This is a genomic window from Paraburkholderia sejongensis (genome assembly GCF_020880815.1).
In the GTDB taxonomy this organism is placed as follows: Bacteria; Pseudomonadota; Gammaproteobacteria; order Burkholderiales; family Burkholderiaceae; genus Paraburkholderia; species Paraburkholderia sejongensis.
On the sequence record NZ_JAJITD010000002.1, the window covers coordinates 241,501 to 261,470 of the forward strand.

Annotated in this window: 18 protein-coding genes and 2 pseudogenes; 12 read left to right on the plus strand and 8 right to left on the minus strand. The window is 65.4% G+C overall.

Translation table 11 applies throughout. The features are described from left to right. Positions 1 to 164 precede the first annotated feature (164 nt). Complete coding sequence (gene aspT / locus LJ656_RS04615; RefSeq protein WP_230508097.1) at positions 165 to 1,847, minus strand: aspartate-alanine antiporter; 1,683 nt, start codon at positions 1,845 to 1,847, stop codon at positions 165 to 167. A gap of 268 nt (positions 1,848 to 2,115) precedes the next feature. On the opposite strand from aspT, the pseudogene LJ656_RS04620 reads away from it, so the two are divergent. After that, positions 2,116 to 2,726: pseudogene (locus tag LJ656_RS04620) on the plus strand (NAD(P)-dependent oxidoreductase). A gap of 40 nt (positions 2,727 to 2,766) precedes the next feature. On the opposite strand, the gene LJ656_RS04625 reads toward LJ656_RS04620, so the two are convergent. Further along, entirely contained in the window at positions 2,767 to 3,390 is a 624-nt protein-coding gene (locus LJ656_RS04625; protein WP_230508098.1) for a plasmid fertility inhibition factor family protein, read from the minus strand. 85 nt (positions 3,391 to 3,475) lie between these two features. Here LJ656_RS04625 and LJ656_RS04630 point away from each other — a divergent pair, with 85 nt between their 5' ends. The 6 genes from LJ656_RS04630 (at position 3,476) to LJ656_RS04655 (ending at position 10,496) form a co-directional block, all read left to right on the plus strand. Continuing rightward, a complete protein-coding gene (locus LJ656_RS04630; protein ID WP_230508099.1) occupies positions 3,476 to 4,291 on the plus strand; it encodes a crotonase/enoyl-CoA hydratase family protein in 816 nt (271 codons plus the stop codon). A 318-nt stretch (positions 4,292 to 4,609) separates the two neighbouring features. After that, positions 4,610 to 5,767: an MFS transporter gene (locus LJ656_RS04635; protein WP_230508100.1), complete on the plus strand. Its 1,158-nt coding sequence runs from the start codon at positions 4,610 to 4,612 to the stop codon at positions 5,765 to 5,767. Between the two features lie 427 nt (positions 5,768 to 6,194). Next, positions 6,195 to 6,827, plus strand: a complete 633-nt coding sequence (locus tag LJ656_RS04640) for a hypothetical protein (protein ID WP_230508101.1) — start codon at positions 6,195 to 6,197, stop codon at positions 6,825 to 6,827. Next, complete coding sequence (locus LJ656_RS04645) at positions 6,824 to 7,345, plus strand: hypothetical protein (RefSeq protein ID WP_230508102.1); 522 nt, start codon at positions 6,824 to 6,826, stop codon at positions 7,343 to 7,345. Before LJ656_RS04640 ends, LJ656_RS04645 begins: the two co-directional genes overlap by 4 nt. A gap of 71 nt (positions 7,346 to 7,416) precedes the next feature. Continuing rightward, a complete protein-coding gene (locus LJ656_RS04650) occupies positions 7,417 to 8,577 on the plus strand; it encodes an MFS transporter (protein ID WP_230508103.1) in 1,161 nt (386 codons plus the stop codon). A gap of 125 nt (positions 8,578 to 8,702) precedes the next feature. Beyond that, positions 8,703 to 10,496 carry a PQQ-binding-like beta-propeller repeat protein gene (locus LJ656_RS04655; protein WP_230508104.1) on the plus strand — a complete coding sequence of 598 codons (1,794 nt, stop codon included), beginning with the start codon at positions 8,703 to 8,705 and terminating at the stop codon, positions 10,494 to 10,496. 101 nt (positions 10,497 to 10,597) lie between these two features. Here LJ656_RS04655 and fahA read toward each other — a convergent pair whose 3' ends face one another. From fahA to LJ656_RS04670, 3 genes and pseudogenes are all read right to left on the minus strand, one after another. Continuing rightward, positions 10,598 to 11,896, minus strand: a complete 1,299-nt coding sequence (gene fahA, locus LJ656_RS04660) for a fumarylacetoacetase (RefSeq protein WP_230508105.1) — start codon at positions 11,894 to 11,896, stop codon at positions 10,598 to 10,600. Continuing rightward, a complete protein-coding gene (gene hmgA / locus LJ656_RS04665) occupies positions 11,893 to 13,236 on the minus strand; it encodes a homogentisate 1,2-dioxygenase (RefSeq protein WP_230508106.1) in 1,344 nt (447 codons plus the stop codon). Before hmgA ends, fahA begins: the two co-directional genes overlap by 4 nt. Positions 13,237 to 13,385: 149 nt before the next feature. After that, positions 13,386 to 13,697: pseudogene (locus LJ656_RS04670) on the minus strand (aromatic acid/H+ symport family MFS transporter); the annotation flags it as partial. A 289-nt stretch (positions 13,698 to 13,986) separates the two neighbouring features. Between LJ656_RS04670 and LJ656_RS04675 the strand changes: the two are divergent. Then, the gene (locus tag LJ656_RS04675) at positions 13,987 to 14,820 is read left to right on the plus strand and encodes an EAL domain-containing protein (protein ID WP_230508107.1); all 834 of its coding nucleotides are present in this window, start codon (positions 13,987 to 13,989) and stop codon (positions 14,818 to 14,820) included. Positions 14,821 to 14,836: 16 nt separating this feature from the next. On the opposite strand, the gene LJ656_RS04680 is transcribed toward LJ656_RS04675, so the two are convergent. Then, positions 14,837 to 15,622 carry an IclR family transcriptional regulator gene (locus tag LJ656_RS04680; protein WP_230508374.1) on the minus strand — a complete coding sequence of 262 codons (786 nt, stop codon included), beginning with the start codon at positions 15,620 to 15,622 and terminating at the stop codon, positions 14,837 to 14,839. A gap of 93 nt (positions 15,623 to 15,715) precedes the next feature. Between LJ656_RS04680 and LJ656_RS04685 the strand changes: the two genes are divergently transcribed. Further along, positions 15,716 to 16,906, plus strand: a complete 1,191-nt coding sequence (locus tag LJ656_RS04685; RefSeq protein ID WP_230508108.1) for an acyl-CoA dehydrogenase — start codon at positions 15,716 to 15,718, stop codon at positions 16,904 to 16,906. 179 nt (positions 16,907 to 17,085) lie between these two features. Here the strand turns inward: LJ656_RS04685 and LJ656_RS04690 are convergent, their stop codons facing one another. After that, positions 17,086 to 17,724 carry a peroxiredoxin gene (locus tag LJ656_RS04690; RefSeq protein WP_230508109.1) on the minus strand — a complete coding sequence of 213 codons (639 nt, stop codon included), beginning with the start codon at positions 17,722 to 17,724 and terminating at the stop codon, positions 17,086 to 17,088. A gap of 364 nt (positions 17,725 to 18,088) precedes the next feature. Here LJ656_RS04690 and LJ656_RS04695 point away from each other — a divergent pair, with 364 nt between their 5' ends. From LJ656_RS04695 to LJ656_RS04705, 3 genes are all read left to right on the plus strand, one after another. After that, complete coding sequence (locus tag LJ656_RS04695) at positions 18,089 to 18,391, plus strand: ElaB/YgaM/YqjD family protein (RefSeq protein WP_007584918.1); 303 nt, start codon at positions 18,089 to 18,091, stop codon at positions 18,389 to 18,391. Between the two features lie 131 nt (positions 18,392 to 18,522). Then, on the plus strand, positions 18,523 to 18,912 hold the full coding sequence (locus LJ656_RS04700) for a phage holin family protein (protein ID WP_230508110.1): 390 nt from the start codon (positions 18,523 to 18,525) through the stop codon (positions 18,910 to 18,912). A gap of 54 nt (positions 18,913 to 18,966) precedes the next feature. Continuing rightward, positions 18,967 to 19,494: a DUF3318 domain-containing protein gene (locus LJ656_RS04705; RefSeq protein WP_230508111.1), complete on the plus strand. Its 528-nt coding sequence runs from the start codon at positions 18,967 to 18,969 to the stop codon at positions 19,492 to 19,494. Between the two features lie 24 nt (positions 19,495 to 19,518). Here LJ656_RS04705 and LJ656_RS04710 read toward each other — a convergent pair whose 3' ends face one another. Then, complete coding sequence (locus LJ656_RS04710; protein WP_230508112.1) at positions 19,519 to 19,953, minus strand: type IV pilin protein; 435 nt, start codon at positions 19,951 to 19,953, stop codon at positions 19,519 to 19,521. Between the last annotated feature and the right edge of the window lie 17 nt (positions 19,954 to 19,970).

Below are 19,970 nucleotides of genomic sequence, written 5' to 3' on the forward strand. Positions count from 1 at the left end.
ATGCCCTCGTCGATTGGTTGGCAGTGCCGGTTAGCCGGGGCGGCGCGCGCTCGTAGCGCGGCCGCCTTGAGTTCCACCTTCTTTCGTTATGCAGTTGCCGGATGCCTGCGTGCCTGCCGCGGCTCGCGCACAACCGGCCCGGCCCGCGCGCCGGACTAGCCGGACTAGCCGAGCTTGCCGGCGAGGCCGACCACCACCGGGCCCATCAGCGGCAGCAGGATGTTCGACAGCGCGTAGGTGATCGTGTAGCCGAGCACCGGCGTCGAGTTGCCGGCGACGCCGACCAGCGCGCTGATCGCCGGCGTGCTGCACTGCTGGCCCGCGATCGCGCCGAGCAGCATCGGCGCTTCGAGCTTCAGAAACGCGTGGCCGATCCACAACGACAGCAGCCCCGGCACCAGCACCATCAGAATTCCCGCAAGCGGCAGCGCGAGCCCGTACTCGCGCACCAGCTTGATCGCGTCCGGCCCGGCCGACAGTCCGACCGCCGCGATGAAAGTGGCGAGCCCGAAGTCCTTCAGAATCTGCGCGGCCGCCGACGGCAGCGAGCCGATCAGCGGATGGCGCGAGCGGATCCAGCCGAACAGCAGCCCCGACAGCAGACAGCCGCCGCCGGTGCCGAGCGCGAGCGTGACGCCGCCGACCGTGCCGCCGAGCCGCCCGATCGCCATCCCGACCAGCACGCCCAGGCCCAGAAACACGAAGTCGGTTTTCTCGGTGGCCGGCAGCACGTAACCGAGCCGCTTCGCGCCGCGCTCGACATCGGCCTTCGCGCCGACCAGCGTCAGCACGTCGCCGCGGTTCAGTTCGGTGCCGGGCAGCGCGGGAATCGTCGCTTCGAGCCGCGTGACCGCCGCGATATAGACGCCGCGCGCGTTTTCCGGCTGGGCCTGCGCGCGCAGTTGCGCGACCGTCATACCGTGCGCGTCGGGCCGCGTCAGCACGACATCGACACGTTCGACGGACAGCTCGCCAAACGCGCCGCCGGCCACTTCGTCGCCGAGCCGCGCCGCCGCTTCGACGACCGCCGCGCGGCGCCCGGCCAGCAGCACCAGATCGCCGGCCGCGACACGCACTTGCGGCTCGACCGGCAGATTCGCGCCGGCGCGCTCGATACGCTCGACCGTCAGGTTGTAGCCGTACTGTTCTTCCAGCTCGCGCACGCCGAGCCCGGCGCCGCCCGTGATGCGCAGCGCGCGGCCGACCAGCGCCGGCGCGGCCGCGCGCTGGCCTTCGCTGAACGCGCCCGCGCCGCCGAGCTTGCGCCACACCCGCTCGGCCTCGTCGCGCAGATTGACGCGCAGCAGCAGCGGCGCGAACTGGCTCGTGAACAGCACGATCGTGATCAGGCCAAACAGATAACTGACGCTGTACGCGGTCACGATATTGGCCTGCAGACGCAGCGTTTCGGCATCGCCGAGACCGAGCCGCGCGATCGCCTCGGAGGCGGTGCCGATCACCGCCGACTCGGTCGCCGCGCCCGCCAGCAAGCCCGCCGCGGTGCCGGCGTCGAGCCGCATCACGCTGACCGCGATCATGATCAGCGCGAGCACCGCGACGATTTCGATCAGCGACAGCACGCCGTAGCGCCAGCCGCGGCCGATATTGGCGAAGAACTGCGGACCGCCGGTCAAGCCGAGCGCGAAGATGAACAGCGCGAATGCGATGTTCTTCAGATCGGGCGCGAGGCGCGCGCCGCTTTGCCCGAGCACCAGAGCGACGATCAGCGTGCCGCACACGCCGCCGAGCTGAATCGGCCCGAGCCTGATCGAGCCGATCAGATAGCCGATCGCAAGACACGTAAATAATGCGATTTCCGGCTGCGACCTCAGCAATTCGCCAATCATGTAGGACCGCCGATTAACAGGTTGATAAAGCAGAGAGCAAGGCCGCTAGTGCTCGAAAAACCGTATCGAACCGCCTGATACCGAATGATTCCTGCTGACGCGTAAAGCTCGAAGCGTGCGACGTGACGCGATGCGAAGTGCGCTCGACGCGCTTTGATTCGGAATACTTGTCAACCGATATTGCAGTTGAATGACGCTGTCAATATGATTTTTGATTCTGAAAGCCTCCGTCGCCAAACATTCGAAACCCGCCATTTCGGAGCCCGATATGCGCATCATGCTATTTAGCAGCCGTCAATACGACAACGACACCTTTACGGAAGCGAACGCCGGACACGGCTACGAATTGCATTTTCTGGAAGCCAATCTCGACAGCGACACCGCGGTCCTCGCGCACGGCTACGAGGTGGTGTGTCCGTTCGTCAACGATCAGGTCACTGCGGCCACACTGGAGACGCTGATCCTCGCGCTAAATCGCCGCCTGCCGCGCGCGCACCCCGCCCGCTGCTGTCCGATACCTATCACCTGATCGACGCCGCCGCGCTCGCGAAGATGAAGCGCGGCGCGATGCTGATCAACACCGGCCGCGGCGGGCTCGTCGAGGTGAACGCGCTGATCGGCGCGTTGAAGGACGGCCAGCTCGGCCACCTCGGGCTCGACGTGTACGAGGAGGAAGGCGGGATCTTCTTCGAGGATCACTCGAATCTGCCGCTGCGGGACGACGTGCTCGCGCGGCTGTTGATGTTCCCGAACGTAATCGTCACCGCGCATCAGGCGTTCTTCACGCGCGAGGCGATGACCGAGATCGCGCAGACCACGCTCGCGAACGTCGCGGCGTGGCAGGCGGGCACGCCGCGCAACGTGGTGCGGGCGGGATGACGGACAAAGCAAGCGGCCGGCCACGCCGGCCGTCGCACTACTAGACGCGGCTGTCGCCGCCCAGCTGGGTCGCGCGAATCACCGTGCGGGCGTCGTCGGCCGCGCCGCACAACTCGCGCAGCAGGCTCGCCTCGCGCTCGTGAACCTCGACGGGGCACCAGCGCGCGCCCGCGTCGGCCAGATAGCGCGCGCGATGCTGGCCGTTGCGAAACGACACCACCCCCTCGCGCTCGATGCCGATCCAGCCAAGCAGCCCCGGCGCGCGCCGCGTCGAGATCGTCACGTACGGCATCTGAGGGATGCGCGCGCTGTCGGGATCGAGAAACTCGCGAATGCCGCGCACCTTGCCCGAGTGCCATTCGGCGACCGGCTTGAGCACGTAATCGGTGTTGTCGCGATCCGCGCACAGCAGCAGCTTGCGCAGATCGACGAGCACGACCTGATGACGGGTGCCGTCGGTGACGAACACGCGCTTCAGGCGCACGTGGTCGTACCATGAATGCTCATGCAACGGGACGGTCCACACCATTTCGGCGCAGCCCGGCGCGGCGGCCGGCGATGAAGTTGGCAGGGGCAAGGACAAAGGCAGACTCGGCAAGCCGGCGAACAGTCGCCAGCGTAAAAATAGAGCGCTAACGCTACGAGTCGAATGTGAAAGAAGCATGTCAACGTCCCCGATTAATTGCGCGGCATAAAAGTGCTGCGACATACCGTGGATTACGACAGTCGAGCACCGAACTTCAATACTTATGACGACGACCACTACCCATCATTTCAACGACCACGTGCGGATCGAATCGAACGACGAACAAGGCATAGCAACAATCGTGCTCGATCGTCCCGCGCGGCGTAACGCGGTGGACCGGCCGATGGCCGATGCGTTGCGCGCCGCGTTCAGCCGCTTCGAGGCGGAGCCCGGCTGGCGGGCGGCGGTACTGTTCGGTGCGGGCGGCACGTTTTGCGCGGGCGCGGACCTCTCCGCGCTCGCCGACGACGCGCGCCGCAACGAGGTGCATGCCGACGGCAGCGGCCCCGGTCCGATGGGACCGACACGGATGGCGTTCAGCAAACCGGTGATCGCGGCGATCGCCGGCCATGCGGTAGCCGGCGGCCTGGAGCTGGCCGCGCTCTGCGATCTGCGGGTGGTCGAGGAAGACGCGGTGCTCGGGGTGTTCTGCCGGCGCATCGGGATTCCGTTGCTCGACGGCGGCACGGTCCGGCTGCCGCGGCTGATCGGCTTGTCGCGCGCGCTCGATCTGATCCTGAGCGGCCGCGCGATCGATGCCAGCGAGGCGCTCGCGTTCGGCCTCGCCAACCGGGTGGTGCCGCACGGCACCGCGCGCGCGGCGGCCGAGCAGCTGGCGGCCGAACTCGCGGCGTTGCCGCAGGCGGCGCTGCTCGCCGACCGCCGTTCGGCGCTGGAGAACAGCGCGCTCGACGATTTCGCCGAAGCGCTGCGGCGCGAAGGCGCGGGCGGTTATGCGGCGGTGTTCGCGGAAGGGGTGGCGGGCGCGGTGCGGTTTCTCGATGGCGCGGGGCGCCATGGGACGGGGTTTGATCAGTGAAGTGAAAGGAGGCACGGCGATGGCTACGATCTACCGCGACATCCCTGTGGACACCAGCGCGCAACGCGCGTGGTCGGCACTGCGCGAGCCGGCCGACGTCGCCGTGCTGTTCGCGGGCGTTGGCCACTGAGCCGTCCCTTTCCGCAAAAAACAACAGCCCCCGCGACGGCCCGCACGCCAGTTTTGAGTTAGGTAGAATCCCCTACTGTTTTGCCCTGATCCGGCGCAGGCGTTGTCGCTCCCGCTTCAACGACGTCCGCGCGCCGCCCGGCGCTCCCTGGTTCGCGCCGCCTCCCGCGTCACCATCCCATCATCACCATGCCTTTGCCCCTGCTTGCCCTCGCCGTTGCCGCGTTTGGAATCGGTACCACCGAGTTCGTCATCATGGGGCTGCTGCCCGACGTCGCGCGCGATCTGGCGGTGTCGATTCCGGCCGCCGGCATGCTGGTGTCCGCGTATGCGCTCGGCGTCACGATCGGCGCGCCGATCGTCGCGATCGCGGTCGCCAACATGCCGCGCAAGAAGGCGCTGATGAGCCTGATCGGCGTGTTCATCGTCGGCAATCTGCTGTGCGCGGTGGCGCCCAGCTACGCGGTGCTGATGGCCGCGCGGATCGTCACCGCGTTCTGCCACGGCGCGTTCTTCGGCATCGGCTCGGTGGTCGCGGCGGGACTGGTCGCGCCGAACCGGCGCGCGCAGGCGATCGCGCTGATGTTCACCGGCCTCACGCTCGCCAACGTGCTCGGCGTGCCGCTTGGCACCGCGCTCGGGCAGGCGGTCGGCTGGCGCGCGACGTTCTGGGCGGTGACCGGCATCGGCGTACTCGCATCGCTCGCGCTCGCCGTGTGCCTGCCCGCGAAGATCGAGATGCAGAAGGCAAGCCTCGTGCGCGAATTCGGCGTGCTGAAGAACCCGCAGGTGGTGATGGTGCTCGGCATCAGCGTGCTGGCGTCGGCGAGCCTGTTCTCGACGTTCACCTACATCACGCCGATTCTCGAAGACGTGACCGGCTTCACGCCGCACGCGGTCACGCTGGTGCTGCTGCTGTTCGGCCTGGGCCTGACGGTCGGCAGCACGCTCGGCGGCAAGCTCGCGGACTGGCGGCTGATGCCGTCGCTGATCGCGTTCCTGATGGCGATCGTGGTGATCCTGTGCGTGTTCGCCGGCACGATGCACGCGCGCATTCCGGCGATGCTGACGGTGTTCGTGTGGGGCGTGCTCGCGTTCGCGATCGTGCCGCCGCTGCAGATGCTGATCGTCGATCGCGCGAGCGACGCGCCGAATCTGGCGTCGACGCTGAACCAGGGCGCGTTCAACCTCGGCAACGCGACCGGCGCATGGCTGGGCGGAATGGCGATCGGCGCCGGCGCGCCGCTGACGACGCTGCCGTGGGTCGGCGTCGCGACTTCGATTGGGGCGTTGTTGTTGACGCTGTGGTCGGTGTCGATGGAAAGGCGGATGGCCGTGGCGGGGTAAGTTTGCGGATTGCGGGCTGTTCGCGATGGCGGACGGTCTGACCGCTTCATTTGCCTTTGTTTGCGGTCGTGTAGGTCCGCGGCAAGGTGTTCGCCGCGGCGATGCGGCCAGGCGTGATGGCTTCCTGCAATTGGAAGCAGGACCGGAGTGCGCCCGGTTGAGGTAATTTTTAGCCAGCGAACGGAAACGATCTGCAACAGATCTCGCTTTCCGCGGAACTGGCCACCATCGGCTGGCCCTCTCGCTTCCCCGGTAATACAGCTATTGCGGTCAGCGGTTCGGCGCACTGGCGCGCTGGCTGCCGTGTTATGTTGCCCGAACAATAATCAATACATCCAGGCTCGAGGGCGACGCTTGAACGCGTCAGGCAGCAACGAAGAATCGTTACCGCCACCATCCATCCCACGTCCAGCGAGACCAGCCGAAGATGTCCACACCTTTTGCTTACACAGCCACCGAATCGTCGTTCGTCTGGAGCGGAAACCAGCCACGCGCCACGGGGCTTTTCGATGCGCGGCCTCCCACCGTTCCGCGTGATGCCAAACCTATTTACGACGACGAGCTCGACTGCATCATTGGATACCAGCACGAAATAAGCGGCGTATTTCGCATCTACTCTTTGGACGGCCGGGAATCGCTCAGCGAAAAGCCGCTCGAAGCTCCGCTGATCGATCCTTTCGACGTACTGTTTGTGGTGGGAGGCATCTGGAAAGCCGGCACCTGGAGCGTCACGAGGTGGGGGCTGAGAGGCCTTGGTTCCGCGATCGGCCAGACAACGCTGTCGGGCCTGCGCACCCGGTACAGGGCGCTGACCCGGCAGCCGATACGTTTTGCCGCCGCTCCGCTCGCGCATATGCAAAATCCTGCGCGGCACGTTCCCGTCCATATCCTTCGTCTTGCGATGAAATACGGCAAACGTAGCGTCGACCCCGCAGGGCATAGGGGCGTGTTTCAATACACCTATCCGATTACTCGCAACGGTATGCCTTATCGACCCGAAGTCGTCGTGCGGGAAAGCGATCACACCATTCTCCACTTCGTCTACAGACCCATTCGATGAAGCCCGTCACCGTCCATACGACCGCCCCCGCTACCAGCACCCGCGCCACTGCGCACTGGGACGAAGAAAGTTCGACCGTGTCGTGCGAGGTGCACTACTCGCCGGCACATCCGCCACAAAGCCGCCTCAGTGACAAACTGGACGCGCAGCTCGGTATTGCCGCGCCGTCTTACGTTCTGACCGCCGGCACACTATCGATGCTGCTCGACCGGGAACGCCGGCTTATCGGCCTGGACTTTTACACGAATCCCGAGCAGTGGATCGCATGCGGGACCCGGTTGGCGGACCCGACCACAGTCACGCCGCACATCGATGCTGAATTCGACGCGCACGGACACGCCGCAGACCTCGATGCGCCGCAGGTGTTCTACGAACCTAGCGGCGGCACCCTCTATTTCTCGTGGGGACCGGCGTCCGCCTGGTACGGGATTGCGTCGACGCTGGCGGTAGGCGTTGCTGAAGACAAGCGCCTCGCGCAGATTCGCGTGGACGGTCTGACGATGCCGGCGCGTCGTTAGGGGCCCGTCGAATTACAAAATCCGTCTCGGCAGGATGCACGCCCCCTTCGCCCGTAGTAGCATCCCCGCCGATGAAAGTCATCTTCACCCGCGATTTCCTCGCGTTGATTCTGAGCGTCGCCGTGGTCGGCCTGGGCAGCGGCGCGACCCTGCCGCTTACCGCGTTGGCGCTCACGCAAGCGGGCTACGGCACCGACGTGGTCGGCCTGCTGACCGCCGCTCAGGCCGGCGGCGGTCTCGCGATCGTGCCGCTCGCCGGCTGGATCGCCGCGCGCTGCGGCGGCCGCCAGGTGATCGTCGGCGCGGTGCTGGTGGTCGCGTGCGCGACCGCGCTGATGCAGTTCACCACCGATCTGTGGCTCTGGGCGCTGCTGCGCGTGCTGTGCGGCGCGGCGCTGATGCTGCTGTTCACGATCAGTGAAGCGTGGGTCAACCAGCTTGCCGACGATGCATCGCGCGGTCGCGTGATCGCGATCTACGCGACCAATTTCACGTTGTTTCAGATGTCGGGGCCGGTGCTGGTGAGCCAGATCGCCGGCTACACGCATGGGCGCTTCCTGTTGTGCGGCGCGATTTTCCTGCTCGCGTTGCCGCTGCTCGCGACGCTGCGCGGCATGCCGCACGGCTCCAGCGACGAGCACGCCGAGCACGGCGGCTGGCGTCGCGTGTTGCCGCAAATGCCCGCGCTCGTGATCGGCACCGGCTTTTTCGCGCTGTTCGATACGATCGCGCTGTCGTTGCTGCCGCTGTTCGCGATGGCGCACGACATCCCCAGCGAAGTCGCTGTGCTGTTCGCGTCGGCGCTGCTGCTCGGCGATACGACGATGCAGTTCCCGATCGGCTGGCTCGCGGACCGGCTCGGGCGCGAGCGGGTGCATATCGGCTGCGCGATCGTGGTGGTCGCGTTGCTGCCGCTGCTGCCGTGGGCGGTCGGCTCGCCATGGCTGCGCTGGCCGCTGCTGTTCGTGCTCGGCGCGGCGGCGGGGGCGATCTATACGCTATCGCTGGTCGCGTGCGGCGAGCGTTTTCGCGGGGTCGCGCTGGTGTCGGCGAGTTCGCTGATCGGCGCGTCGTGGAGTGCCGCGAGCTTCGGCGGGCCGCTGGTGGCCGGCGCGTTGATGAAAAGCGTCGGTGACGATGCGATGGTCGGCGTGCTGCTGTGCGCGGCGCTCGCGTTTCTGGGAGCGGTGTGGTGGGAGAGGCGCCGGCCGATACCCGCCCCCACCAATTGACGAATCCACACTAACGGCTGGCGTTGCGCGCCAGACGCCCGGTGCTAACCTTGCTCCCACGTCGCGCGGCGTTTCGCTAAACCGCGAAGTTTCGGCCGCGCGCCGCAAGCAATCGGGAGTCCGTCATGGTCACTGTGCGCGTGTTGGGTCGTGCCTGCCTGTTAGGCGCGGCGGTTCTGATCGCCGCGATCGCGGCCGCGAACTGCGGCGGCGGCGGCGGAGGCGCAGGCGGCTCAGGGACCGCAGCGGGCACCGGCGGCGGTGCCGGCGGCGCCGCCGCGGGAGCGAGTGCGCCAGGCGGCGCCAGCAGCGGCAGCGCGGGGACCGGCAGCGGGGGCACCAACACCGGCAGTACCGACGCCGGCAACCCCGCCTCGGGCCCAGCGTCGGGCGGCACCACGGTATCGCCCACGCACGACATGCTCACCTACCACAACGATATCGCCCGCACCGGGCAGAACCTGAACGAAACCACCCTCACGCCCGCGAACGTGAATTCTTCGACGTTCGGCAAGCTCGGCTTTTTCAGCGTCGACGGCAAGGTCGACGCGCAACCGCTCTATGTTGGCGCGCTGGCGATCGCGGGCGGCACGCACAACGTGCTGTACGTCGCGACCGAAAACGACAGCGTCTACGCATTCGACGCCGACAGCGGCGCGACGCTCTGGCAAATGCGCACGCTGAACACCGGCGAGACGCCCAGCGACGATCTCGGCTGCAGCCAGATCGTCACGACGATCGGCATCACCTCGACGCCGGTAATCGACCGTTCGCGCGGCGAGCATGGGGCGATCTACGTGGTCGCGATGTCGAAGGACGCGAGTGGCGGCTACCATCACCGGGTTCACGCGCTCGACCTCGCGACCGGCGCCGAACTGCTGAACGGTCCCACCGAAGTCGCCGCGACCTATCGCGGGACCGGCGCCGGCAATATCAACGGCACGATGTCGTTCACACCGGCGCTGTACGCGGAGCGCGCGGCCCTGCTGTTGCTGGGCGGCACGCTGTACACGTCGTGGACCTCGCACTGCGACAAGGGCGGCTACACCGGCTGGATCATCGGCTACGACGCCGGCACGCTGCGCCAGAACAACGTGCTGAACGTGACGCCGAACGGCCTCGGCGGCGCGATCTGGATGAGCGGCGCGGGACCGGCGTCGGACGGCTCGTCGATCTATCTGCTCGATGCGAACGGCACCTTCGACACCACGCTCACCTCAGCCGGCTTTCCGAACCAGAGCGACTTCGGCAACGCTTTCCTGAAGATCGGCACGACCAACGGTCTGACCGTGACCGACTACTTCGCGATGTCGAACGTCGTCAACGAAGCGCGCGACGACATCGATCTCGGCTCGGGCGGCGCGCTCGTGCTGCCCGACCTCGCCGACGCGAGCGGCGCCGTGCAGCACCTCGCGCTCGGCGCCGGCAAGGACAACATCATCTACGTGGTCAATCGCGACTCGATGGGCAAATTCAATCCTTCGGGCGACAACATCCATCAGGAGATCGCCGCGCAACTGGTCGGCGGCGAGTTCGGCATGCCCGCGTATTTCAACGGCCGCGTTTACTTCGGCTCGGTCGGCGATCATCTGAAGGCATTCACGCTAACCAACGCGCTGCTGTCGACGACGCCCACCGCGCAGAGCGCGATGAGCTTCCCGTACCCGGGCACGACGCCGGGCATCTCGGCGAACGGCAGCGCGAACGGCATCGTGTGGGCCGCCGAAAACGGCAGCGTCGCCGCGCTGCATGCGTTCGATCCGGTCACGCTCGCCGAGCTGTACAACAGCAATCAGATGGGCACCCGCGATCAGTTCGGCGCGGGCAACAAGTTCATCACGCCGACCATTGCGAACGGCAAGGTGTATGTGGGGACCACGAAGGGCGTGGCGGTGTTCGGACTGCTGAGCGGCGGTTGACGAACGCGGCGCGCGAGTTCGCGCGCGGCCCGGCGTCCATAAACGAAGAGGGCCGGCACACCATGCCGGCCCTCGCCTGTTCCCCGTACTGCTTGCCGCACTTACGAGCGCGCCGGCAGAATCTCGCCCGCGCAGCGCCCGAAGCCGACCCGATAGCCGTCGCCCTGGCACCATCCGGTCAGCGTCAGCTCATCGCCGTCCTCGATAAACGCCCGCGTGCCGCCCTCTTTCAGTTCGAGCGGCTTCTTGCCGTTCCACGTCAGTTCGAGCAGGCTGCCGAACGAATCATCGGTCGGCCCGCTGATCGTCCCCGAGCCCATCAGATCGCCGACCCGCGTATTGCAGCCCGATACCGTCTGATGCGCGAGCTGCTGCGCCATCGTCCAGTACATGTGTTTGAAGTTGGTGCGCGTGATCGTGCTCGCCTCGCGCGCATGTTGCGGCCGCAGCGTCACTTCGAGATGGATGTCGAACGCGTGCTCGCCTTCGTGGCGCAGATACGCGAGCGGCTGCGGCTCCTGCAGCGGCTGCGCGACGCGGAACGGTTCGAGCGCGTCGAGCGTGACGATCCACGGCGAGATCGTGGTCGCGAAGCCCTTCGAGTTGAACGGGCCGAGCGGTACGTATTCCCATTGCTGGATGTCGCGCGCGCTCCAGTCGTTGAGCAGCACCATGCCGAAGATATGCGCCTCGGCATCGGCGCTCGCGATCGGTTCACCGAGCGCATTGCCGCCGCCGACGATAAAACCCATCTCCAGCTCGATATCGAGCTTGCGGCACGCGCCGAACACCGGCCGCTCCTGATCCGGCAGCTTCAGCTGACCGTTAGGACGGCGCACCGGCGTGCCGCTCACCACCACCGACGAGGCCCGGCCGTTGTAGCCGATCGGCATCTCCGTCCAGTTCGGCAGCAGCGCATTCTTCGGATCGCGAAACATCGCGCCGACGTTGGTCGCGTGTTCCTTCGACGAATAGAAATCGGTGTAACCGGGAATCTGCACCGGCAGATAAAGGCGCGCGTCGGCCTGAGCGACCAGCACCTTCGCGCGCAGCGCGGCGTCGTCGCGCAACGCGGGCGTGTCGCGCGCCAGCAGCAGACTCAGCTGGATGCGCACGCTGCGCCACGCAGCGCGGCCGAGCGCGATGAAATCGTTCAGCGCATCGCGGGCGAACACCTGCTGGCCCGGCGCGCTCAGCAGACCGGCGGCCTGCAACGCGGCGAGATCGACGATCTGATCGCCGATCGCGACACCGACGCGCCGCGCGTCGTTGCGCCGGTCGCTGAAGATGCCGAACGGCAGATTCTGGATCGGGAAATCGCTGGCCGGATCGTTGGCCGAGTCGAGCCAGCCTTTGCGCGACGGATCGAGCGTCGCCTGGAAATCGTTCACCGCGTTCATGCCTGCTCCGGATTGAAGTGCTTCTTGAGACCCTGCCAGCACTCGTAGTAATGCGCCTGCAATTGCGCGGTTTCGAGCGCAAAGCGGGTCGGCTTGATCAACGTGCGCGTCTCGAACATGAAGGCCATCGTGTCGGCGACTTTCTTCGGCGTCGAGGTATCGCTGTGCGACGCTTTCTCGAACGTGTCGGCGTCCGGGCCGTGGCCCGTCATGCAGTTGTGCAGACTCGCGCCGCCCGGCACGAAGCCCTCGGCTTTCGCGTCGTATTCGCCGTGCACGAGGCCCATGAACTCGCTCGCGACATTGCGATGGAACCACGGCGGGCGGAACGTATCTTCGGCGGCGAGCCAGCGCGGCGGGAAGATCACGAAGTCGATCGTATCGACGCCCGGCGTATCGCTCGGCGATTGCAGCACGAGGAAGATCGACGGATCCGGATGGTCGAAGCTGATCGAGCCGATCGTATTGAAGCGGCGCAGATCGTATTTGTACGGCGCGTAATTGCCGTGCCACGCGACCACGTCGAGCGGCGAATGGCCGATTTCCGCGCGCCACAGGTGGCCGTTCAGCTTCGCGATCAGTTCGAACGCGCCTTCGCGGTCTTCATAGGCCGCGTGCGGCGTCAGGAAGTCGCGCGGATTGGCCAGACCGTTCGAGCCGATCGGCCCGAGGTCCGGCAGCCGCAGCAGCGCGCCGAAGTTCTCGCAGATGTAGCCGCGCGCGCTGCCGTCCGGCAGGCTCACCGCGAAGCGCACGCCGCGCGGAATCACCGCGATCTCGAACGGCTCGACGTCGAGCCGGCCCATTTCGGTCGCGATCGCGAGACGCCCCTGTTGCGGCACGATCAGCAGTTCGCCGTCCGCGCTGTAGAAGAAGCGCTCGTGCATCGAGCGGTTCGCCGCGTACAGATGAATCGCGCAGCCGCTCATCGCGTCGGCCGAACCGTTGCCGGCCATCGTCACCCAGCCGTCGATGAAATCGGTCGGCACGTTCGGCATCGGCAGCGGATCCCAGCGCAGCTGGTTCGGCGGAGTCGGCGGAACCTCGGCGAAGTTCGCGACGAGCCGCTCGGATGCCATCGGCGTGAACGGCCGATGCACCGCCGCCGGCCGAATCCGGTACAGCCACGAGCGGCGATTGTGCGCACGCGGCGCGGTGAACGCGGTGCCGGAAATCTGTTCGGCGTACAAACCATAGGCCGCGCGCTGCGGCGAATTGCGGCCGCTCGGCAGCGCGCCGGGCAACGCCTCGGTCGCGAACTCGTTGGCGAACCCGGATTGATAGCCCGGTTCGATTTCCGGCCGCGAATTTGCGGCCGAGGTACGTGTTGAGGTGTCCATACAGATTCTCCGCAAAGTCCTCGATTGATACGTGAGCTTTTCTGTCAGGCCAGTTCCACGCCGCTCGCGCGGCCGCGTTGCCGCGTCGCGCCGGTGAGCGCGATCACCAGTAGCGCCGAGCACAGCACCGGCACGACGGCCGCATGAAACAGCGCGGGAATCGTCGATACGAACGGCGTGGCCAGCATCGACAGCGAGAAGAACAAGGTCGCGCCGATCAGCATGCCGAACAGGCTCGCGCTGAAGACCGGGCCGAGCGAGGTCTTGGCGACGTGCCACTCGGCGATCACGCTGGGGGCGACGTAGCCCATCGCCTGCGCGTCGAAACCGTCGATCAGCAGACACAGCCCGCACAGCGCCAGCAGCATCGCCTGAAAAGCCGGGCGATGCGTGTCGGCGAGCACGCGCTCGACTTCGATCACGTTAGCGGCGGCAAACGCCGCGGCGGGTTTGGCACTCATAGGGCGTCCCCTCATCCCTGACAGGATCGGTTTAATTTTGATCAGCTTGCGCTGTGAGTTACGTATAGTAAAACGAGTTATGAATAGTGAAACTAACGTATACCCTGGAGGCACCCGGCAAAATGCGCGCGGACGCCCGCTCAGCCCCGTCCTACAAGCGTTCGACCCATAAGGTTATGAGGATTTTGTTAATGTCCGTGCGACGCGGACTGCTACCATCAAGGAATACGCAACCCGGGCCGCGTCGCCGCGCTCGCCGCGCCTTCATCGTCGCCCAACACTCGCCCACATGATTTCGCCGACCATCCCCGATCTGATCGCTCGCGCCGCTCATCACCCGTTCCTGGGCGAGCATCTGGCGATGGGGCAAGGCGCACACAGCGGCATCGCGCTCGCGCAATTCGGCGGTATCGAACTGGCCAGCGCGTATGAACCGATCTTCGACATCAGCGTGCACGCACTGGCGCAGTCGCTGTCATGCGGCCCGGAAGGGGTCGACCGGTTCGGCGACGAACTGGGGTTTCAGGCGGTCACGCACCGGCTCGACTCGGCGCCGTTCGACGTGTTCGATCCGTTCGACCGGATCGCCGACGATCAGCAACTGGTCGCGCTCGACCGGATGTCGCGCGCGCTGCATGCGATCAACTTTTTCGGCGCGCAGCGTCACGGTTTGCTGTTTTTGCGCGTGCACGAGCGGCTGCTAAAGAGCGTGAAGTACGACCACGGCCGGCATTTTTCGAGCGTGCTGACGTCGTTCGGGCTCAGTCCGGCGCGCATCGTGATCGAGCTGCCGGCGGCGGCGGTCGCGCACAAGACTTTTCTCGGCTACCTGACGCGCAGCTATCAGCACTATGGGTTCAAGGTGGCGGGCAATCTGTCGAACGCGGGGCAGATTCTGTCGGTATCGGAGACCGCGCGGCTCGACTACATCAAGATGGATGCGGCGATCGCGCTGCGCGACGCGACCGTCAAGCCGCTGGTCGGCTACGCGAGCCGCTTGCGGGTGCCGCTGATTTTCAATCGGGTGATGGATGAAGCGCAGTTTCTCGCGTTACAGCAGTACGACGTGAGATTCGTGCAGGGGCCGCTGTTCACCGCGCATTATCACGACCGGGCCGCGTAAGCCCGTTGCACCGCGCTCAGCCGGGCTCGCCGAGGCGCCGCGCGAGCTCCTTCAAACGCGGCGCCACGTTGTCGCGAAACACGTCCTCCCCCATCGACGACGCCGGCCCGCTGCAACTGAGCACCAGCCAGCGCCCGTCGCGCGGCTCGCGAAACGGCACTGCGACCGCGTTGACGTCGTCGTGCCACGCGCGAAACGAGTAGCAGCAGCGCTCGGTCGCGAACGCGGCGATCTCCGCTTGCGCGTCGGCAACCAGTAACGGCCCCGCTTTGCCGGCCGCCTTTTTCAATTCCGCGAGCAGCGCGGTGCGCACGTCGGGCGGTTGCACCGCGAGATACGCGCGTCCCATCGAGCTGGTCAGCATCGACAGTTTTGATCCCGATGCGAGGCCGAGCGTCAGCACGGTTTCACTTCGGATCGTCTCCAGATAAATCATGTCGAGCCCATCGCGGCAGCCGAGCGACACCGCCGCGCCGACCTCGCGCGCAAAGTTGCGCAGATGCGGGCGCGCGAGCTCCAGCGTGTCGTTGCCCGACAGCAGCGCAAAACCCAGCGACAGCACGCCCGCGTCGAGCGCATATTTGCCGTGCGTTTGGTCGAGCCGCAGATAGCCGAGCACCGTCAGCGTGTAAGCGAGGCGGTTCACGGTGGCCTTCGGCAAACCCGTGCGTTCGACGAAATCCCGATTGGCGAGCAACGTGTCGCCCGGCCGGAACGCGCGCAGCAGGTCTAGTCCGCGGGCAAGGGCAACCACGAATTTGCGTTCGTCGAGGGGTTCGGTGGAAGTGGCTAGCGGCGTCATAACGGTGTACACTCGGTCGTCGTTTGCAAAACATTGTTTCGCTAAGCGGAACTCAAGTCAAGCTTGTTCCGAGCAGAGATCAGGAGATACGTCATGGCCGTAGCCGCGCAGTTTCACTGGGAAGACCCGTTGCTGCTGGATCAGCAGCTCACCGAAGACGAACGCATGGTGCGCGACGCCGCTGCGGCTTACTCGCAGGACAAGCTGCTGCCGCGCGTGCTCGAAGCGTTCCGCCACGAAAAGACCGACATCGAAATCTTCCGCGAGATGGGCGAGCTCGGCCTGCTCGGCCCGACCATCCCCGAGCAGTACGGCGGCCCCGGCTTGAACTACGTCGCGTACGGGCTGATCGCGCGTGAAGTGGAGCGCGTCGATTCAGGCTATCGCTCGATGATGTCGGTGCAGTCGTCGCTCGTGATGGTGCCGATTTACGAATTCGGCTCGGACGCGCAGAAGGAAAAATATCTGCCGAAGCTCGCGCGCGGCGAGTGGATCGGCTGCTTCGGTCTGACCGAGCCGAACCACGGCTCCGACCCGGGCAGCATGGTCACCCGCGCGAAGAAGGTCGACGGCGGCTATTCGCTGTCGGGCTCGAAGATGTGGATCACCAACTCGCCGATCGCCGACGTGTTCGTCGTGTGGGCGAAGCTCGAGGAAAACGGCAAGGATTCGATCCGCGGCTTCATCCTCGAGAAGGGCTGGAAGGGTCTATCGGCGCCCGCGATTCACGGCAAGGTCGGCCTGCGCGCTTCGATCACAGGCGAAATCGTGCTCGACGAAGTGTTCGTGCCGGAAGAGAACATCATGCCGGGCGTCAGCGGTCTGCGCGGGCCGTTCACCTGTCTTAATTCGGCGCGCTACGGCATCGCATGGGGCGCGCTCGGCGCCGCCGAGGCCTGCTGGCACACTGCGCGTCAGTACGTGCTCGATCGCAAGCAGTTCGGCCGTCCGCTCGCCGCGAACCAGCTGATTCAGAAAAAGCTCGCCGACATGCAGACCGAAATCACGCTCGGGCTGCAAGGCGTGCTGCGCCTCGGCCGCATGAAGGATGAAGGGACCGCGGCCGTCGAGATCACCTCGATCATGAAGCGCAATTCCTGCGGCAAGGCGCTCGACATCGCCCGCCTCGCGCGCGACATGCTCGGCGGCAACGGCATTTCGGACGAGTTCGGCATTGCGCGTCACCTGGTCAATCTCGAAGTCGTGAATACGTACGAGGGCACGCACGATGTGCACGCGCTGATCCTCGGCCGCGCGCAGACGGGCATTCAGGCGTTCTTCTGATTGCCTCGGCGCGATTGCAGCTGAGTCGCGCCTCGCAATGAAACAGCCCGATCGGCTTACGCTGATCGGGCTGTTTTCGTTCTGGCGTGACCATCGCATTGAAGCCGGTTCCGTGGAACCGGCTTTTCTGCTTTTGCGCCTGGCGCCGGATTACGGCAAACCTGTCACGAAGCGCCGCGTTATCTGTTCGGCTGCGGCGTTATCCGCAGATACGGACGCAGCGCCTTGTAGCCCTTCGGGAACTTCTGTTTGATCACTTCCTCGTCCTTCAACGACGGCACGATCACCACGTCATCGCCCTGCTTCCAGTTGCCCGGCGTCGCGACCGAGTGATGATCGGTCAGTTGCAGCGAGTCGATCACGCGCAGCACTTCGTCGAAGTTGCGGCCGGTACTGGCCGGATACGTGATGATCAGACGCACCTTCTTGTTCGGGTCGATCACGAACAGAGAGCGCACCGTCAGGGTCTCGTTCGCGTTCGGATGAATCATGTCGTACAGCTCGGCCACCTTGCGATCGATGTCCGCGAGAATCGGAAAGCCGACGTTGGCCGCCTGGGTCTCGTTGATGTCCTTGATCCACTCCTTGTGCGACTGCGCGCTGTCGACCGACAACGCGATCGTCTTGACGTTGCGCTTTTCGAACTCGTCCGCGAGCTTCGCGGTCAGGCCGAGCTCGGTCGTGCAGACCGGCGTGAAGTCGGCCGGATGTGAGAACAGCACGCCCCAACTGTCGCCCAGCCACTGGTGAAAGCGGATCCGTCCGACACTCGAGTCCTGCTCGAAATCCGGTGCAACGTCGCCAAGACGTAGACTCATCGTGCATCTCCTTGTAACTGTTTGACAAATATTCGAAAAATGATCCAAACGGCCCTGCAAATCGCTGCCCGCGCCGCCCACTAACGATCAAGCATACGACGGTGGCGCTATACGCCTAACCAATATCGCGTCAGTACTTTATGCGCTTTTGTAATTTTCTCCCATTTCGGCGAAACTTTGCGGGACAGATCAACTCAATTCGATACCGGTCTGGAGCAGACTGCGCTCAAACGGTCGTCCCCACGCCAGGTGGCGCCGGGAACGGTTCGTGCGGTAGCTGGCAGCAACCGGGGTACTGTGCTCGCCAGCAGCCGTTTCTTTGGTTACGATTCACGCGTAGCGTGAGACCAAGAGGGAGCTGTCTATGTCGGAAGTCAACAAGGAGAGATTGATGTCGGATATCAAAACCGTCCTCGCGGACGCTGAAGACCTGCTGAAACAGGCCGCGAGCGCTACCGGCGAGCGCGCCTCGGAACTGCGCGAGACCGCGCTGTCGCGTCTGAAACAGGCCAAGGAAAAGGCGGCCGACGTACAGGTCGTGGTGGTCGAGAAAGGCAAAAAAGCCGCTCGCGCCACCGACGACTACGTGCACGAGCATCCGTGGGCATCCATCGGCATCGCCGCTGGTGTCGGCGTGCTCGTCGGCTTGTTGATCAATCGCAAGTAAAGCCGCCGTAATTACCGGCCAGGCATGGCCGGTGCATTAGCATGTCGGGCGGACCGGCGCGAGTCTGGCCGGTCCACTTCCGCTGGCGCGCGTGCGCGCCGATTTGTTCCTCACGCGCAACGCTCACAGCTATGACGACCGAAACTCACTCGCAGCGCGCAGAACACAGTCCGTTGCGCCGCATCCTCGGTTCCGTGTTCGCGATTTTGCAGACGCGGCTCGAACTGGTAGGCATCGAACTCGCCGAAGAAAAAGATCGACTGTTAGGTGTCCTGTTTCTCGGCCTCGCCGCGATGACGCTAGTCGCGATGGCACTGATCGCGCTGACCGCGCTGATCGCTATAGCCTTCTGGGATACCTACCGCTTGCAGGCGCTCGGCGGCATTACCGCGGTATATGCGCTTGCCGGCCTCGCGTGTGGCTTGAAAGCGCGCAGCGGTTTGCGCAATGCGCCGCTCGTGTTCGAGGCGACTATCGCCGAATTCGAAAAGGACCGCGACGCGTTTCGCAGCCGCGACTGACGTCGTGCCCGACACCGTGTTTGATCGTCCCACCTCCACTGCCGCCGACACGCCATGAATCAGCCTCGTTCCGATACCTCTGCCCGTCACAAGCGCTATCCGTCGAAAGATTTGAGCGCGCCGCATCTGCGTGCGCTGCGCAAGGAGTTGCTGCTGGTGCGCGCGGATGTGGAGCGCGTGGAACTTGCGCAGGCCACCTTAGAGCTGCGTGAGGCGGTCACACATTTCAGCTGGCTCAAGTTCATCATTCCGGGCTTCGCCGCGGTACGCATGGGCAAGGGCGGCAAGGCGGGCGCACTCAGCGCTGGAACGATCGGCGCGCTGCTCAAGCAGTATCCGGTCGTCAGCTCGATTGCATCGATGCTGCTCGCCAAGCCGCTGCGCACCACCGTCGTGTCCGGCGCGAAGCCCGTGCTCAAGTGGGGCAGCATTGCGCTCGCTGGCTGGGAAGCGTTCCGGATCTGGCAGCAGATGAAGAACGAAGCGGCCGCCGGTCGAGCGGCGGCTGCGGGTTCCGCGACTTCGGCGACCGCCGCGCAGTCCGCCGCTGAGCAGGTTGACTCTACGCAGAGCGGGTATTGACGGGCGTTGTTGTGGCCCGTTGATCTAGCCCGTGTTCCAGCATTCGCTATTCGCAGGCGTCGAACCACCCCCGTCATTTCTATTGCTTCTCGAGCCCGTCGCATCGAGCGTAAAGGTGCCGCATGCGTCGTCACGCATCGGACCGTCTTGCGCAGGGGTCGCTTCGATCGCATAGCCGCCATTCGTATCATCCGCGGACAGTACGCGTAACCGGTACACGGCCGTGCCGAAATGCGGCGCCTGGTCGAGACCAGTGGGCAAAGTCGTCGTCGCGCTGTCGCTCGGCGCGCCCTCGACGAATTGCGCGGCCCGATACAACGCGGACGCAGCATCGATCCGATGCGCGCGCGCGATATGACTGCGATAGGAAGGAATAGCAAAGGCGGCCAGCGTGGCCGCGATCGCGAGCACGATGACCAGTTCTAGCAGCGTGAATGCGGATGTGTTCGACCTCGTCATGCCTCTCCCTTCGATAC